Here is a 16205-nt window from a genome sequence, read left to right on the forward strand (position 1 = left end):
TGTTTGGATGCCGAGCTAGAAAGTTTACCCTTGGAGGCACAGTTATCAACCGCAGCGCTTGCCTTCAGTCAAATTGCGGATATTCTCAAGTCTCGTGCTGAAGTGCTGTTGCAAGATACCCGCGATCTCAATAACCCAAAGGGGCCAATTATTAGCACCGATCTCTTTGCTGGTATAGTGCGGACAACAATGCACCTAGATTTAGATGATTTGATTGAACCGCAAACACCACAAACCTTTAGACCACATGGCCCACACCAATTTTCATCTCCTACTGAGTTGGATAATTCTGTAGCAGCACCTGTTGAAAAAGCGAATGTTTTGGCAATGCTTGATGAGGTGACAACTTTAGAAGATGTTCGCAATTTGGCATCAGATGAGGATGTGGAAAAATGGCAGAGAGCGATCGCTAACTACCTGATAAATGTCAAAGATGAGATTTCTTTAGTTAAACTGCAATGTGCGTTGGAAATGCCGATGGTAGAAGTATGGTTGGGATTATTGCTGGGTGGGTTTACCTTGGAGCAACGTGGAGATTTTTATAACAGTCGGAATATTTGGGTAAAAAGTTCTCCAATCACTAACACCTACCCGATTTGATTTCAAATTTTGAACTTTTAAGCTGCTTTGACACTCAATAAATTCATCAAATTCATCACTTCTGCTGCTGACAAACCAGGTTGTACTCTCTCTCAACAGCCACCAGCAGCAAAGCTTGCAAGGATGACAGATACGGTTTGGCAAAATCCCCAATTCTTGCAACTGCAAAATACTTGAAACCCTTGATTTATCGTTACAATAGTATTAGTAGTTAATAACCCCCAGAGGGTTAGTCTGAGTGCTATTGAGCTTACTCGTCGTTAGAAGATTCCTTATCTTCTTCGTCATCCTTGTCAAAATTTGTATTGCTGAGGGGGACTTATGGGTGAATCGAAACGCCGAAAGGCAATATTAGGCAATCACTATGGTTTGCCTAATATTTTCAATGAAGTCCAATCAATGTGGACGCAGATTAATTTCTCGCTCAAGCGAGTCAAAGATTCTGATAGTGGATGTTTACTTGTTCAGTGTTCTAACAACGACCGAGGATTCCATCAAGACACTATTGCCCAAATTCAAAAAGAAATAGAAAATTGGAAATGTGATTTAGATATTCCTATCTTGATCCAAGTTCTCCCAAGGGGAGTTCAAAATTCAGGAACTAAACTTTTTGATGGGTTCCTTACCCTTTGGTGTAATTGTCCAGAATTTGAATTGTGGCGAGAAATATTTGAAACTAAACTCGATAAGTGAACTTTGTTGCATTAACCTATTGTTTCCTCGCTGCACCATCATTTCTGTTGCCTCCACTCGATTTTGTACTCCCGTTCCACAGTCGCCAGCAATTTTGCCTGCAACGAAGATAAATAAGGTTTAGCTTGCTTACCCAATCCCTGCAACAGCCAATCCACAGAAGAGTCACGGCTGGCCACTTGATGCAATTGCCGTAACCTCACACATAACTGCTGCATGAATTGGCAATCTTCATCAAGCAATTCCAGTAACTTCAGGTGTTCGATTTTTACAGTACAGTCGCCGTCCCAAGCCTGGAATGTACAGATGTATTCCCCAACGTGACTTACCACGCCCCAATAACCCGCTTTACCTCTCAAGTCTGGGTTATCCTTTGGCAAAAGAATGCATATTTCCCCAACGTGGTAAGGATTGGGTACTTTCGTCCTTTCGCGTATCCTATCTACAACATCTTTCACTATGCGACCGGATGGAATCTTATTGCCAGCTTGCTCCACTGCCTGCCGCCATACATCCGCTTGCACAGCCGGTTCCAACTCGGCTTTCGCCAAAAAACGCAATTGTCGTTCGTTGGTCGGCATTGGAATTTGCCGACCAATGGTCGGCAAAAACTTTTGAAGATTCTCATAAACCACAGTAGCCGAAATCTTTAAGTAAGCCGCGTCACGACTATAATTGAAGCGTTCGCGGCAATACTCCTCAAAAGTACGGTGCGTGGAACGGTACAATCTGCGATCCCGCAACTCCATCAACGCCTGACCTGCTGACAAAAATGCCCTTTCTACCTGACGTTCCAATTGCAAGCGTAAGCTTTGTTCTTCTTCGGTCAACTCTGTAACTTCAACAGCAGTCACCGTAATCGTTGCTGAGGCTGGGTTGTCTTGCCCAGAAGTATTTTCGGGAGCAGAGTCGGTTGCTGGCTTTAGTTCACCAGATGCCACAGGGATAACTTTCTTGCGTCTAGATGGTGGTTTGTTCATTGCCCCACCTCTAGGCTGACAGCAGTCGAACAAATATTGAATTGTGTCATCATGAAATATAGTGTTTTTATTTATGCCCCCATCCTTTAAACAGGTTGGGGTTTTTCATTAATCTTAACCATACAATTGTTAGCTTCGACAACTACACAATCACTATGAGTACCTTATATATGTAATTGCGAAAGTTCCTGGTTTTACCACTTGGCTTATCGACGGGCAGCAGCGGTATACAGAACTTAAAAGATTTAGCTAAAGCTTCTAGCTACAAGGGGGATATGAACTTTCGTTACATTCAAAGCGAATAAAGAGCGTATTTGCTTTTTTAAGCCCAAAGCACAGTATTTGGAGGTTCAAGATTAGTCCTGATCACAGATGTCAATCATCAGCTTTAGCTATTTATCAAAATTTTCTGAAATACTAAACATTTAATATCAAGCTAATAAATGTTTGTATCTTAAGTTCAGGGTAAAAATCATGATTTTCACTTGTGAAGGTGATGCAAAATCAGCAATTCTTACAAAAGAAAGTTTTATTGCAGAAAAATTACTTTTGTCAGTTACTAGTAACGCTGTCAATAATACAAGCAACTGCTTTCAATGAAGAACGATTGTCTATTGTGTTTCTTGTGTTCCCGATTTAGCTGAGTTTCCATAATTTCTATGAGTTACAAAAAATATGTTGCTGGCATTCCAAGTATTGCCAAACTAAAGTACCAATATTACTTACACATTTGTAGTGCATTAAAGCTAATTGTAAACTAAAGTAAAGTCTTGATTTATAAGGATTTCAGTAATTTGAGTCAATTAAGCGTTTATTCTCTCAAAGTCCTACCCAGCAATAAATTGGATATCCTTAAAATTTTCTTTACGAATCAGCTCTTAGCTTACAAGCAAAGGAAGTATCTACGATCGCAATCTATAGACTATAGATACTCGATACTACTAACTTCAACACCTATACTAACGCTTGAATACTTAACCAGCGCCATGCAGACTTAGTTGATTGACTGGTTGTAGTTAAAAAATATCACTGATGAGTAATAATTACTATTGATAGTAACTTTCAAGCATAAAAGAAGAATATAGATATGGTAGAAGATAATGCAGCGAGATTTGCTTTAAAAACTGAGCTTTTATTACGTATAGAGAAATTAGGACTACAGCAAAGCCTATTTCCAAGCTCTGACGAACTTATCGATCAACTTGTACAACAGTTGGAGGACATAAGTCCTATTCTCCAACCACTTCAACCTAACGATCTTCCTTCTCTATTAGGTAACTGGCAATTAGTGTATGCATCTGCTGGGACAGTTGTCACACGCCAGATTGCATCAATTCCAGATTTTTTAGGTGGAATCAAAATTAAACGCGTGTGGCAAAGATTGGCTAGTGTCAATAATATCAGAAAAATCTCAGCCTCTAATAGCGCCCAGGTTGAATTACCTATTTTAGGTGAGTGGCAGTTACAAGCTAATGGACATTGGAAATGGGATACAGATGAGAAAACTGCCACAGTGTCCTTTAACTCATTTTCCATACAAGCAACAAAACCTTTTGGACTATCTAATTGGAGTTTTCCTGAGTTGAAAATACCAGTATTAGAATTTCTACAAAGAGAGGCTCTGTGGATAACCTCTTACTTAGATCAAGAAATTAGGGTAGGACGAGGTGTAACAGGTAATTTATTTGTCTTTCGTCGTGATATAACGTCTTAAAGTTAAGTTCTCACAGAAAAATTATGCTCCCTGGAGTTAATTCCAAGCGTCATTTAAAATTGAGATGAAAAAATCAAATATTTCCTTTGCTTGTTGGCAATATTTAGCTTCCCTATTTTATGTATTATTCTCTTCATCAGTTAGAGCGCAGATTGTTCCAGATAATACATTACCAATTAATTCTCTAGTTACTTCCCAGGATAAGACGATCAATATTAATGGAGGGACGCAAGTAGGAAACAACTTATTTCATAGCTTCGAGCAATTTTCCTTATCCACAGGTAGTACCGCCTACTTCAATAATACTTTGAATGTTCAAAACATTATTAGTCGAGTAACTGGTTTATCTGTCTCTAACATTGACGGTTTTTTGAAAGCTAATAGCAATGCTAATCTATTTTTAATTAATCCTAATGGGATTATTCTTGGTCCCAATGCTGTCCTAAATATCGGTGGCTCATTTTTAGCTACCACTGCTAACAGAATTAACTTTGCTGATGGTAGCCAATTCAGTGCAAAAGCTCCACAAAATCAACCCTTATTAACAGTGAGTTCACCTATTGGTTTAGGATTTGATGGTAATCCAGGCGTAATTCAAGCTCAAGGTACAGGACACAATCTGACTCTCAATAGCCCATTTTCACCATTTATTAGAACCATTAGCTCAAATGGCTTACGTGTCAAACCAGAAAAGACTTTGGCTTTAGTGGGTGGTGACGTAACTTTAGAGGGAGGAAAACTTGGGGCAAGTGAAGGGCGAATTGAGTTAGGTAGTGTTGATAAAGGAGTAGTATACATTAATCCAGCTTCTAATGGTTGGAATTTAAGTTATGAAGATGCCATTAGCTTCAAGAATATTCAACTATCTCAACAGTCAATAGCAGATGTTAGTGGCTTTGGTAGTGGTTCTATTCAAGCACAAGCTGCTAAGGTGGAATTAGGAGGTGGCTCAATATTTTTAATTCAAAACCAAGGTAAGAATTTGTCAGGTGACATTATTGTAAATGCCTTTGAAGAACTGAGAATAATAGGAACTTCTCGGGACGGAGCAATTCCTACTAGCTTGGTTAATGAAACCTTAGTAGGAGATGGAGGAAAAATCGAAATTTTAACTAAAAATCTAATTCTTCAGGATGGAGCAGCAATAGCTGCTAAAACTTATGGTATAGGTAGGGGGGGCGATGTCTTTGTGAATGCTTCCGAATTTACTCAAGTTGCTAACGGTTCCTCTTCCGTTGTTCAACTACCTAGTAATATCATTACTTCAACTTTTGGCTCTGGAAATAGTGGCAATCTTACGCTGTCTACAAAAAATTTGTCTTTACAAGATGGTGGAGAAATCCTAACTTCAACTTTTGGCACTGGCAAAGGTGGTAACTTAACAGTTAATACTGCTGAATCTACTCAAGTAATTGGTTACTTATCAGGGACTTCACAGCTTTCTAGTACTATTGTTACTAGAGCTTCTGGTTCTGGTAATGCAGGCAATCTAGCCCTTTCAACAGGACTCTTAAGTATCAAAGATGGAGGTATTATTGGTTCTTTAACTCTTGGAAGTGGCTCTGGAGGAGATGTAACTGTAAATTCCAAAAACTCTATAGAACTTGTTGGAGTAGTACCAAATATCTTTACTCCAAGCTCTTTAGTTACTGCAACTTATAGCAGTGGTAATAGTGGGAAATTAATAGTTAATACAAAAAAGTTAACAGTTAGGGATAGCGCAATAATTAATACTTCTACCCGCTCAACTGGGAAAGCTGACAGCCTTGCTATTAATGCTTCTGATTCTATAGATGTAATAGGTAGAGTCCCAGGCGCTGTCAATCCAAGTCTCATAAATTCATCTGTTATCGATTTCAATGAAAGTTTTCAAGAGCTATACCTGCTGCCTTCGATGCTAAGAGGAGATTCGGGAAATATCACAATTAATACTAATAAGTTAAATATTGCAGATGGCGCATTAATTAGTGTCAAGAATGATGGTTTTGGCAACGCTGGAACAATTAATATTAACGCTGATACAATCAATATTTCAAACAACGGCGGCATTACCGCGACCACTGCCGTTGGCGAAGGTGGTGATATTGAAATAACGTCTAAAATCATTCAACTACGCTCTGGCAATATTTCTGCAACTGCTGGAAAACAAGGCACCAAGGGCAACGGCGGGAACATCCGCATCGACACAGACATCGTGACAGCCTCGAACAACAGCGCCCTCACCGCGAACGCATTCCGTGGGCGGGGGGGTAACATTCGCATTAACACAAAAGGACTATTTATTTCGTCTGATACACAGGTTACAGCCAGTTCTGAACGAGGTATTAACGGCACAGTGGAGATCAATGTTCAAGATAGAAATCCAAGCCAAACCAAAGTGCAACCACAAGTGATCGCACAAACTCCAGAGGTAGTGTCAGTATGCCAGGGTCATTCTGGTCGAGTAAGGAGTACATTTGTGAATATTGGTGCTGGGGGAGTAGCAGCTAGTTCTGACAATCAGTTAGATAACAGTTCTACTTGGCACAGAAATTCTAATCCTGTCCAGGCGATTGATAATTGGGAGCAATCAAAGCCATCAAAAACTGAAGAACCCATAGAAATTGTAGAAGCCCAGGGTTGGATATTAAATGCTGATGGAGATGTAGTCTTGACTGCACAAGCCGATCCACCAAGTCCCTACGCTGAGGTGTCTGCTTCTAGATGCCATAAGCTACCTTCTACGCCGCCAGTATCATCGATAACAGAAGCGGTAAGGTTAAAATGATTAGTTTTTGGGGTTTATTCAAGTACTTGTTGTTATGTATTCTAGGATTATGCATAGCTATAGGACAGCCATCTTTGATTCTGGCTCGGGAAGTAAGCAAACAAGCACAACAGCATCAAGCTGAAGTACTGAACCAGAGAGGGCAGAGACAACTGGATCTAGGTCAGGCAAGAGAAGCCTTAAAGTCTTGGCAGCAAGCTACAAAACTTTTTGAACAGATCAAAGATACTGAAGGAATCACCGGAACCTTAATTAATCAGAACGTCGCTCTACAAGCTTTAGGTTTACATCTTCGGGCCTGCAAAATAGTTGTCACAGCTTTGAAATTCGATGCTGAAATCTGTGCCACCTCGTCAGACCAGCCTGCTGATTCTACAAAAAGACTACTTGATGCAGAAATTGATAAATTGAACTCAATACCTGTACATCTACTAGGCTTACAAAATTTAGGAAATGTATTGCGACAATTAGGCAAGTTATCTGAATCAAAATTAGTTCTGAGAAAAACGTTATCAATTGCTCAACAGTTAGCTAATTTTGATAACAGTGCAATTTTGCTATCACTCAATAATACTGAAAAATCTATATACCAACAGGCACGGGATAAATATAGTTGGATAGAAGAACCAGTTTTCCAAAAGGAAACTGTTAATTTTATTCAAAAAAAGGCACTCGAATTACTCAGTAATTATCAGTCATTAATTAATACCCCAACTGCACCAATAGCAATCAAACTACAGGCGCAAATATACCGTTTAAGCTTACTATTAGACTTTGAAAAGTGGTTAATAGCAGAATCAAATACAGGCAATGGACAGTTAACTGCTATTGAAACTCAAATAAATCAACAGATTAAACCTTCAGTAGAGGTAATACTGAAAAATTCTTCGGCATTCTCTGATTTCCCTGCTAGCCAATCTATTTATACCAAGCTAAACTTTGCCAATAGTCTCAATCAAATTCCAGACGAACGATTACATTCAGTAGCCGTCCAATATGCAGAATCAGCTTTGCAAACGGCTAAAAGCACTAATGAACAGAGGCTTATGTCTTATGCTTTCGGCACACTGGGTAAACTAGAAAAACAACGAGAGCGTTCGCTCGATTATCTTGGACAAGCTATGGCTTTGGCTCAATCAATTCAGGCATGGGATATTGCATACCAGTGGCAGCACGAATTGGGTTTACAGTACTACAAACAAGGAAAGTATGATAAAGCCGAGAAAGCTTACAGTGCTGCAATTAATAACCTGATGCGAGTTCGTGATAATCTCTTAGCAAGTAACGTAGACACACAGTTTTCCTTTTATGAGAAAGTAGAGCCTGTTTATCGTGAGTATATGCGATTACTGCTATCATCTCCTAACCCTAATTTAGAGTTAGTAATTAAGACGAATGAACAACTGCAAATAGCAGAACTGGAGAATTTTTTAAAATGCGGAAAACTGGATGTTGTAGCTTTGAATAAGCTTCAGGGCTTGCCTATCACAACCGCAATAATTCATATTATTGATTTAGGCAACAGCATAGAAGTAATTGCCCACTCCTCTAATCACTCTCTTGTTCGCAATTCTGTTGACGCTAAGTTAATCAGAAACCATGTTAATAATATATTAGATACTGTGCAGTCTTCCAGATTTTTTTCTACTACTAACAAGCAAATTATTTTATATTATCAAAAATTTTATGAGCTACTGATTAAACCTATTCAGGCATATTTACCTTCATCAGGGACACTTGTATTTGCTTTAGATAGATCATTTCAGAGTCTCCCAATGGATTTACTTTATAATGGAAAAAACTATTTAATAGAAGAATACAGTATTGTAGAAACTTTCGGCTCTAAAATCCGGCCACCTAAATCTTTATCTCAAAATAAATTCACAGCTTTAATCGCTGGACTCAGCAAAGAAAGCCCCAGCTTCAATGACAAGAATGCTCCAAAAGGGTTGAAGGCGCTAGGGGAAGTGGCAGTAGAAGTAGCCCAAATTAAGAAAGAGACAGATTCCTCAACTGTACTGTTAAATGAAAACTTTACTAGTCTACAGTTCAAACAAGAACTAACTAAAAATGATTTTCCAATTGTTCACATCAGCACTCATGGACAATTTAGTTCTAACTCTGATAAAACTGTATTTTTAGCTTATGACAAAGTAATAAACGTATTAGAATTTGATAGTTTACTAAAACAAAAGACTCAATTTAATGAAAATACAATCGAATTATTAGTTTTAAGTGCTTGTCAGACAGCCAAAGGTAATAAGCGTTCAACCTTGGGAATGGCTGGAGTGGCAGCACAAGCAGGCGCACAGAGTGTAATCGCTAGCTTATGGCTGGTAGATGAGGATTCTACTGCCATACTCATGCAAGAATTCTACAAGGGTTTGAAAAATGGTTTGACTAAAGCAGAGGCACTGCGTCATGCAAAATTAAGTTTATCATCCAATCCTAAATACGTTCATCCTTACTTTTGGTCAGGCTTTGTGCTAGTTGGCGGATGGTTATAAAGTTCTACTAATTTTAAAGCTTCCTGTACACGAGCTAGTTCATCTAAGTTATTAGTGGCTTTTGCCAGTTGTGCTGCTTTGCTATATTCACGAAGTGCCTCCTTTGGTAGCCATGCTTCTAAATACCGATCTGCTAATAATCGGTAGATAGTAGGGTTTTGGCTTCCTGCTCTTACTCTTGCTTTCAATGATTCAATCGTTTCATTCAAAAGATTTCTCGACATAAATACAGCGTCTAAATCCCAAATTGCAGTTTCATCTGGAGGTAAATTTAACTCATTAATTTTCTTCACCTTTGCTGCAAAAGCATCTTGTTCTTCTTGAGGTAAAACACTAAGCACTAATGGCTCTGAAGAAATAATAGGAGTATCACCCACATTAGCTAATACAGTAAATTTGTAAGTACTAAAAATTTGTAATTCTTTTTGTTCTTTTGGATATGGTAGTGCAGTAATACTTTTATCTACTGTCTTCTCCCAGTAAAACTCATAACCGCTAACAACTACTGTGTAACTAGTAGCTTGAGGTACAGCATACCAAGAAATTACAGGTCTAGTACTCAACATTGAACTGCCATAGGGACTAATTAGCATTGGTACATTTGTTGGGCCTTTAATGCCGTCACATTCAGTTGGGTTCAATCCCGTACATAGCCTTACTCTGTCGTGCGGTAGCCTACATTTATCTTCAACATCAAAAATGCTACTTTGTTTAAAATCTAGAAATTCTCCGTTCAAGTAACATAAAGTATTAACTGTTCGCCCATTCATTGGAGTAATGCGATCTCCTGAACACAATAAGCTATTTACTCGCCAGCGAAGATCGCTTACGTTAGTAACTCGACCAATAACCTTACACCTACGTTTTGCTTCTGGCTTTACCTGACCCCACGCATTACTCCAACCAACAAGTATCGTTGATGCAACTACTAAAATTTTGGAGATGTAGACTTTTCTCCCAATTTTGTTCTTTTGTCTGTGTGTACTCAGCATCAAAAGTTTTATATAGTTATATGCAAGTTAATAGCATACAAGAATTAGAGAGATAAAAAAAGGGTATTTAATAATGGTTGTAAATTTTAATAATAATTTGTTAATATTAAGACATTATTAACTTCAAGAATGTTAATCTTCAATTAAATTAGGAGCCTTTAGTCTAATTCTTTCTATTATTTCGGCTCGCCAAATGAAAACCTCTGGTTCTCTAGATTCAGTTAGCAAACAGGCTTCCCAGGAAAGCCAAGAGTTATCAAAATCACCTAAAATTCCCTGCACTTTTGCCAGCAAACAGTGAACAGATGTTCTTTGGATATCTAATTCTTTCGCTTTCTCTAAATATTGCTTTGCCTCGCTATATTTCTTCTGCTCAAATTTTGCCCAACCTAAATTTTTATACAGAACTGCTTGCCATCTAGGATTTGTAGTTTTTTGTAGTCCTTCTTGGGCAAGAGAGATTGCTGTATTATAATCACCTTGTAGAATTTTTACTCTAGATAAATTATTGATAGCAATTATCGCTTGTCTATTAATTTTTATGGCTAACTGGTATTGTTGCTCTGCTAAATCATATTTCATTCGTTCATCGTAGTAAGTTCCCAATCCATAATGTCCTTCCCAATTATCAGAGGTTAACTTAAAAGCCTTTTCATAGCTATCAATTACACACAGAGAATCATGTAATTGTTTACACACGATACCTAAATTATTATATGATTCTACATTTGTGTCATTATATTTAATTGATAATTCATAGTATCTTTTAGCTAATTCTAAACTCTTCGTACTGCGAAGTCCTTTTTCAAAATAAAATTTGGAAATTGTGTATCTGGCTTGAGAATTAATTTTTATAGCTGAGTCAAAAAACTCTTGGGCGATCTGAAAATTATTTGCTGCCTCAGCCTTCTCCCCTTGAGACACTAAATATTTAGCTCTTAGTGGTAATAATACTTTGAAAGTCCCAAAGACTGTCAAAATTATAAATCCAATTACTGCGCTGATTCTGAACGTTTTAGACCTCGTTACTCTATAAATTTTACTTTGCTGAGGAAGTATTTTTAACCGTTGCAGAATAACTTCAGTAGTTGGTGGACGTTGCCCTGGCATGGGAGCCATCAACTCATCCAGAAAGTCAGCAAAGGGTTTATCAATCTGCGATGCTTTATTTCTCCAGATTAATCGTCCTGTTTTTTTGTCTATTGGCAAACGTGTCAATGAAGTGCCAGTAACTAGACGAACAAAAGTCCGGCCTAAAGCAAAAAAATCCGACTGTGGGACTGCTTTCCCATAAACTTGTTCTAGGGGAGTGTAGTAATATGAAACTACAGTTGTAATTTCATAATTTCCTACTTTTGTATCAGTTCCTCCACTTGCACTAACTTTAGCTAAATACGTATCACTTATTCGTCGTGCAGTTCCAAAATCAATTAACGCAAGTTCCCCTTTTGGTTGAAGAATTATGTTTGCAGGTTTAATATCTCTATGAAAAAATTCGGTATGGTGTACTACATCAAGTATTTCAACTAATTGACGTAGCCATTCTAATGCTTGAGCTTGCGAAATCGGTTCATTCTCTTTTATCCATTCTTCTAAGTTTTGTCCCTCAATTTTATCCATTACTAAGCAACATAGCTCCAGAGGGCTATTATTAGGTACAAAACTGAAAAAATCATCAACATCACATTGAGGAATATTTGGATGTTGGATTAGCCGTAAAACACGGAATTCCCGATGAATTAACTCACGAAGCCTAGTCGAATTCCATTTGAGAACTTTCATGACTCTTCGCTCACGAACCGGATGCCATTTCGTACCAGTGTCATCTACCTCAAAAACTTCAAAGTAGCTCCGAGGGTCATAAGTAAGCTCTCTCAATGGCTTAAGCAATCGAATACGGTTATTAATCAGCAACGTAGTACCACAAGATAGACATGTTTCAATATTGTCAGGATTTTTACGTTGCTCACAAAGGGGATTTATACAATAAAACGACATACTTGCCAAGTATAAATTTATGCATTAGGCAGTTGCTAAAGAGTGTTTATGTCTTAACTGCCTGAATACAGATACAAGTACCCATCACAATTTACGCTAATTACTCTTCTTTTACATTGCTTGAATTTTTGTGATTTGTAAAATTTTTTTGAAAACAGGGATGCAATTTGAAAATTTCCCCGTTCGCTTTACCAAAAGGGGCTACAGCGCCAATATCTGTATGATTGGGAGATTTTTTCGAGAGCTAACGCCAAACAGACATGAGTGCTTTGCTGTCAACCAAAAACGCAGCAACTACGGGGAGAGCTAGCTTTAGACCCATATAATACTTTTAGTACTTTGGATGAAAAGCAAGTTACTATAACTTCGTGGCTCTTATCTTTCCGTAGATGCCCTAAATTCAAGGAAACCTATATAAAGGTTAACTTAGTACTTTTTTGAAAAAATTAACCATAAATAGTAAGATAAGGTATGATTGATTACAATCTAACATACTCTAAAAACTAAACCTCATTCGCGGAGAGCCTCTTAAAGAGCATTCACTGTATCAGAGGTAATAGCATAGCTATGGATTTTACTGCTGAACCGGAACTTCAATCTCCTCTTTCTTCCTCTGTCACTTTTAGAGAACAGGAACTTTCATTTGATCAATCATCATCTCAAGGCGTATTTCCAATAACAGAGACTTTTAGGCTAGCGCTGGTCGTAGTAAATGACTTAATTTTTGCCAAAAGAGGCAAGTACTTATCTGAAACTGAAATGCTCGTTATCAAAGGGGCATTGAATGATCGAGAATATGAGGAGATAGCAAGCCACTCAACTTACAGCTTAAACTACATACAGCGCACAGTAGCACCTCGCTTATGGGACATACTTTCAGAAACCATAGGGGATGGCGAACGAGTGGGTAAAAAGAAGCTTTGGTATTTTTTAGAACAAGTTAACAAAAAGTATCATATTCAATCCGCGTCAGGTGAAGGAGAAAGACTTACTGTCAATAATTTGACACCAATCATTAGGGGAAAACTACCTGAAATGTCTAGCTTTTATGGACGCTCGCAGGAACTAAACTCATTGAAAGAATTGATAAGTAACGAGCGTTGTATATCCTTAATAGGAATTGCAGGTATCGGTAAAAGTGCATTGGTTGCAAAATTGATAAAAGAAGTTAGTGCAAGAAAAGAATCAACATTTGATAGCTTAATCTGGAAAACAATTATTCATGCACCGTTACTTCAAGATTTAGTATCTGAACTGATAGAACTAACGCAACCTTGTAAACCTGATTTAGGTTTACCTGAATCTACTCAGGGAATGATTTCAGTATTAATTAAACAGTTGCAATCACGCCGTTGTCTGCTGGTACTAGATGGTTTTGATTCTTTATTTCAGAAAAAAAGCTTTCAGCAAAGGCTTGAATACGGAGTATTCTTTCACCGATTGATAGAAGAAGAACATGAAAGTTGCATACTCTTAACTGGTCGAGCTTGGCCTGATGAACTTGATGATGTTATAACAACAAAACAACATCTTCATTTCTTAAAAATCCAAGGTTTAGACGCAGATGCCGCAATGCAGCTTCTATCTAGCAAAGGATTGACGGATAAAGAAAAGTGTAACCAATTAATTCAAACGTATCGCGGAAATCCTTCAGAACTCGAAGCAGTAGCTAATCGAATTAACCACTTCTTTAGTGGTAATACCCAAATGTTTTTTGAGAATCCAACTACGCTTGTTAGCAGTAATTTTGAGGCAATCCTTAATCAACTGTTTGGAGAATCATTAAGTAGTACTCAACGAGAAATTTTAATTTATATAGCAGAAGAGATATTCGGAAATCAACAATCAATTAGTTTTACTAAACTATTGTCGGATATTAAACATAAAAGTCAAGAATGTGTCTCAACTTTAGAGTTAATCAAAGCGTTAGAAAAACTTGAAAATCAGTCATTAATTGAAAGTATCAAAGACCCAGTTACTAAAGAAATCAGTTTTACTCTGCAACCAGTTATTAAAAAATACATCAAGACAGATCCACAAGGGTTGGTGCATACATCTCATGGTTCACCATTAGCGTTCGCATCTTAACAGAGGTATTTATGATTTCAGGAAAGCTAGAAGTAACAATCAAAATCAATGAACTACCTGAAGCGAAAACAGCAGAGAACAACTGGCAAGAGTTCGAGATCGACTGTGATGGACGCATCATTAACATCACAGTCAAGCCTAAGATTTGGAAGAAACTGACCGATGCTGCCAGTAATTACCCCCAGTGGGTAGCGGCAATCGCTGGTAAACTCGGTCAGCAAACAGAACATAGGTTCATATTAAAGGAACCCAGCATACAAGTTTTCGAGCGCAAGCCCAAGGCAGAAGCGACCTCTGCGTTAGGTGCTGCTTCTTGAAAAAGTGATTACCCAATCAGGGTAAGCTAGAACGAACACTGGTATATATAGAGGAGTTAAACAAAGAAAATCAGAATCTCGTTAGATACCGAAAGACCACAAGTTATGTAGAATCAAGCTAATTGATAGGAGGTATGGAGGTGAAGATACAACAGTACGAGAATTTAACGCACAAAGCGCCACTAAGGAGTAGCGCTTTGTGCGGGTCTTAAATTCCATATAACCTCAGAGCGGGGTTATCTCACGAAAACCAAAGCAGTGGTACTTAAAGTTTGACGGCTTTTATCCACTGACTGGTAAAACGAGATTTAATCCGCTGCTTCTCGTATTATACGAGAAGCCGCACTAAACGCACCAGTTTCGTGTGGCAATTTTTGTTGTTGAAATTCATAAGTTTCTGTAAAGTTAAGTTTAATTAAGAAATATGCCGAATTTTATAGCAAAAAATGGTAGCAGCGCGAATAACAGTTACCAGTTGAAATTCACAGTCCTTGATATTTGTCAACTGTTGACTGATAACTGATGCAACCCCCTCTGAGCTTGTCAACCAAGTTATCAGGGGAAAATATAGTGAAAAACAGAGAACGCCCCAAGAGCGCAGTGTTAGAGCGTATGGGGTCGAGTGCAGCTTTCGCATGGCATTTTTGTGCTGTGACGAAGGGAAATTTTCGGAATATCCAGGCTAGAGCAAGGGTTTCGCAGCTTGAAAGAGTTCTCTCTAAGGAATTCCGAGGGGAGAAGCGATGAACCATACCCCGGATATTACGGGGGAAAGGTTAAAGGTCAAAGGGAAAAGGGATGGGGAAGAGTTAACAAATTCTTCCTCCCCTTCCCCTTTGCCCTTTGCCCTTGACCCAGGCGCAGCCTCTCCAATTGAATATCCAAACAACCTCACGGCTGCTGAATACCATGAGTTAACAGTTGGTAGTGCGATTCATCCAGCACTGGTTGAGCGCAACTTCTTCCACATTGAGGGAGAATCAGTTTATGATTTCCTGTTCATATCTGATAAAATCCCACGCAAGAATGCGGGTAGGGTTACGGATGGATACATAAGGCAATATCAGCACCTATTACTGGGTGGGACGTGGATTCAATCACTTGACCCGTTTAAAAACTGGCAACCAATGGAGTGGGGGCGGATTAAGCCCAACTTCCCCCGCATTGATTGGGAAAAAGGCAAGCCAGTTAAGTACGAGTCACCCCCCAAAACTCCCAACCGCGTTACCTACTTTGATGTGGCTAACCCCATTTGGGAAAAGATTGCAAAACGTTATTTAATTAAGCGCTATCATTCAGTTTTGGCGTTACGCTTGCTGGATCAACTCAATCCACTAATATTTTGGGAGTGGGTGAAACAGCATCCAGAGATTCCCATTATCTTATGCGAAGGGGAAAAAAAAGCCGCTTGCTTGCTTAGTTTAGGGTTTGTAGCGATCGCACTGCCGGGAATTTGGAATGGTCGCGTGGGCAAACAGGATTTTGATGAACGGTTGCATCCTGACTTAGTACCAATGGCTCAGGCGGGACGCAAGTTCATAATTCTTTT

12 protein-coding genes are annotated in these 16205 nt (G+C 38.6%); 9 read left to right on the forward strand and 3 right to left on the reverse strand.

The window, feature by feature from the left end; translation table 11 throughout:
- From G1O98_RS40270 to G1O98_RS29550, 3 genes are all read left to right on the forward strand, one after another.
- Nucleotides 1–600: hypothetical protein (locus tag G1O98_RS40270; protein WP_163935682.1), on the forward strand; the 600-nt coding region annotated here is incomplete at its 5' end.
- 27 nt (nt 601–627) lie between these two features.
- Entirely contained in the window at nt 628–777 is a 150-nt protein-coding gene (locus G1O98_RS29545; RefSeq protein ID WP_163935685.1) for a hypothetical protein, read from the forward strand.
- Nucleotides 778–921: 144 nt separating this feature from the next.
- A complete protein-coding gene (locus G1O98_RS29550; RefSeq protein ID WP_163935688.1) occupies nt 922–1293 on the forward strand; it encodes a hypothetical protein in 372 nt (123 codons plus the stop codon).
- A gap of 38 nt (nt 1294–1331) precedes the next feature.
- On the opposite strand, the gene G1O98_RS29555 is transcribed toward G1O98_RS29550, so the two are convergent.
- Nucleotides 1332–2273 carry a hypothetical protein gene (locus G1O98_RS29555; RefSeq protein WP_163935691.1) on the reverse strand — a complete coding sequence of 314 codons (942 nt, stop codon included), beginning with the start codon at nt 2271–2273 and terminating at the stop codon, nt 1332–1334.
- A 1087-nt stretch (nt 2274–3360) separates the two neighbouring features.
- Here G1O98_RS29555 and G1O98_RS29560 point away from each other — a divergent pair.
- The 3 genes from G1O98_RS29560 to G1O98_RS29570 all read left to right on the forward strand — a co-directional run bounded on the left by G1O98_RS29560 (nt 3361) and on the right by G1O98_RS29570 (nt 9261).
- On the forward strand, nt 3361–3987 hold the full coding sequence (locus G1O98_RS29560) for a PAP/fibrillin family protein (RefSeq protein WP_163935694.1): 627 nt from the start codon (nt 3361–3363) through the stop codon (nt 3985–3987).
- A gap of 64 nt (nt 3988–4051) precedes the next feature.
- Entirely contained in the window at nt 4052–6754 is a 2703-nt protein-coding gene (locus G1O98_RS29565) for a filamentous hemagglutinin N-terminal domain-containing protein (RefSeq protein ID WP_163935697.1), read from the forward strand.
- Entirely contained in the window at nt 6751–9261 is a 2511-nt protein-coding gene (locus tag G1O98_RS29570) for a CHAT domain-containing protein (protein ID WP_163935700.1), read from the forward strand. The genes G1O98_RS29565 and G1O98_RS29570 overlap by 4 nt, the downstream gene beginning before the upstream one ends.
- Here the strand turns inward: G1O98_RS29570 and G1O98_RS29575 are convergent.
- Entirely contained in the window at nt 9219–10253 is a 1035-nt protein-coding gene (locus G1O98_RS29575; protein WP_163935702.1) for a hypothetical protein, read from the reverse strand. The two genes, G1O98_RS29570 and G1O98_RS29575, sit on opposite strands and share 43 nt — an antisense overlap.
- Before the next feature lie 132 nt (nt 10254–10385).
- Nucleotides 10386–12251 (reverse strand): serine/threonine-protein kinase, encoded by a 1866-nt coding sequence (locus G1O98_RS29580; RefSeq protein ID WP_163935704.1) that lies wholly within the window; start codon nt 12249–12251, stop codon nt 10386–10388.
- Nucleotides 12252–12818: 567 nt separating this feature from the next.
- Between G1O98_RS29580 and G1O98_RS29585 the strand changes: the two genes are divergently transcribed.
- From G1O98_RS29585 to G1O98_RS29595, 3 genes are all read left to right on the forward strand, one after another.
- The gene (locus G1O98_RS29585) at nt 12819–14339 is read left to right on the forward strand and encodes an ATP-binding protein (RefSeq protein WP_163935706.1); all 1521 of its coding nucleotides are present in this window, start codon (nt 12819–12821) and stop codon (nt 14337–14339) included.
- Nucleotides 14340–14350: 11 nt separating this feature from the next.
- Complete coding sequence (locus tag G1O98_RS29590; protein WP_163935708.1) at nt 14351–14656, forward strand: fertility inhibition FinO-like protein; 306 nt, start codon at nt 14351–14353, stop codon at nt 14654–14656.
- Nucleotides 14657–15399: 743 nt separating this feature from the next.
- Nucleotides 15400–16205, forward strand: an 806-nt coding sequence (locus G1O98_RS29595; protein WP_243458574.1) for a DUF3854 domain-containing protein, incomplete at its 3' end; no start/stop codon positions are given.

The sequence above is a fragment of the Nostoc sp. UIC 10630 genome (genome assembly GCF_010747425.1).
In the GTDB taxonomy this organism is placed as follows: domain Bacteria; phylum Cyanobacteriota; class Cyanobacteriia; order Cyanobacteriales; family Nostocaceae; genus Nostoc.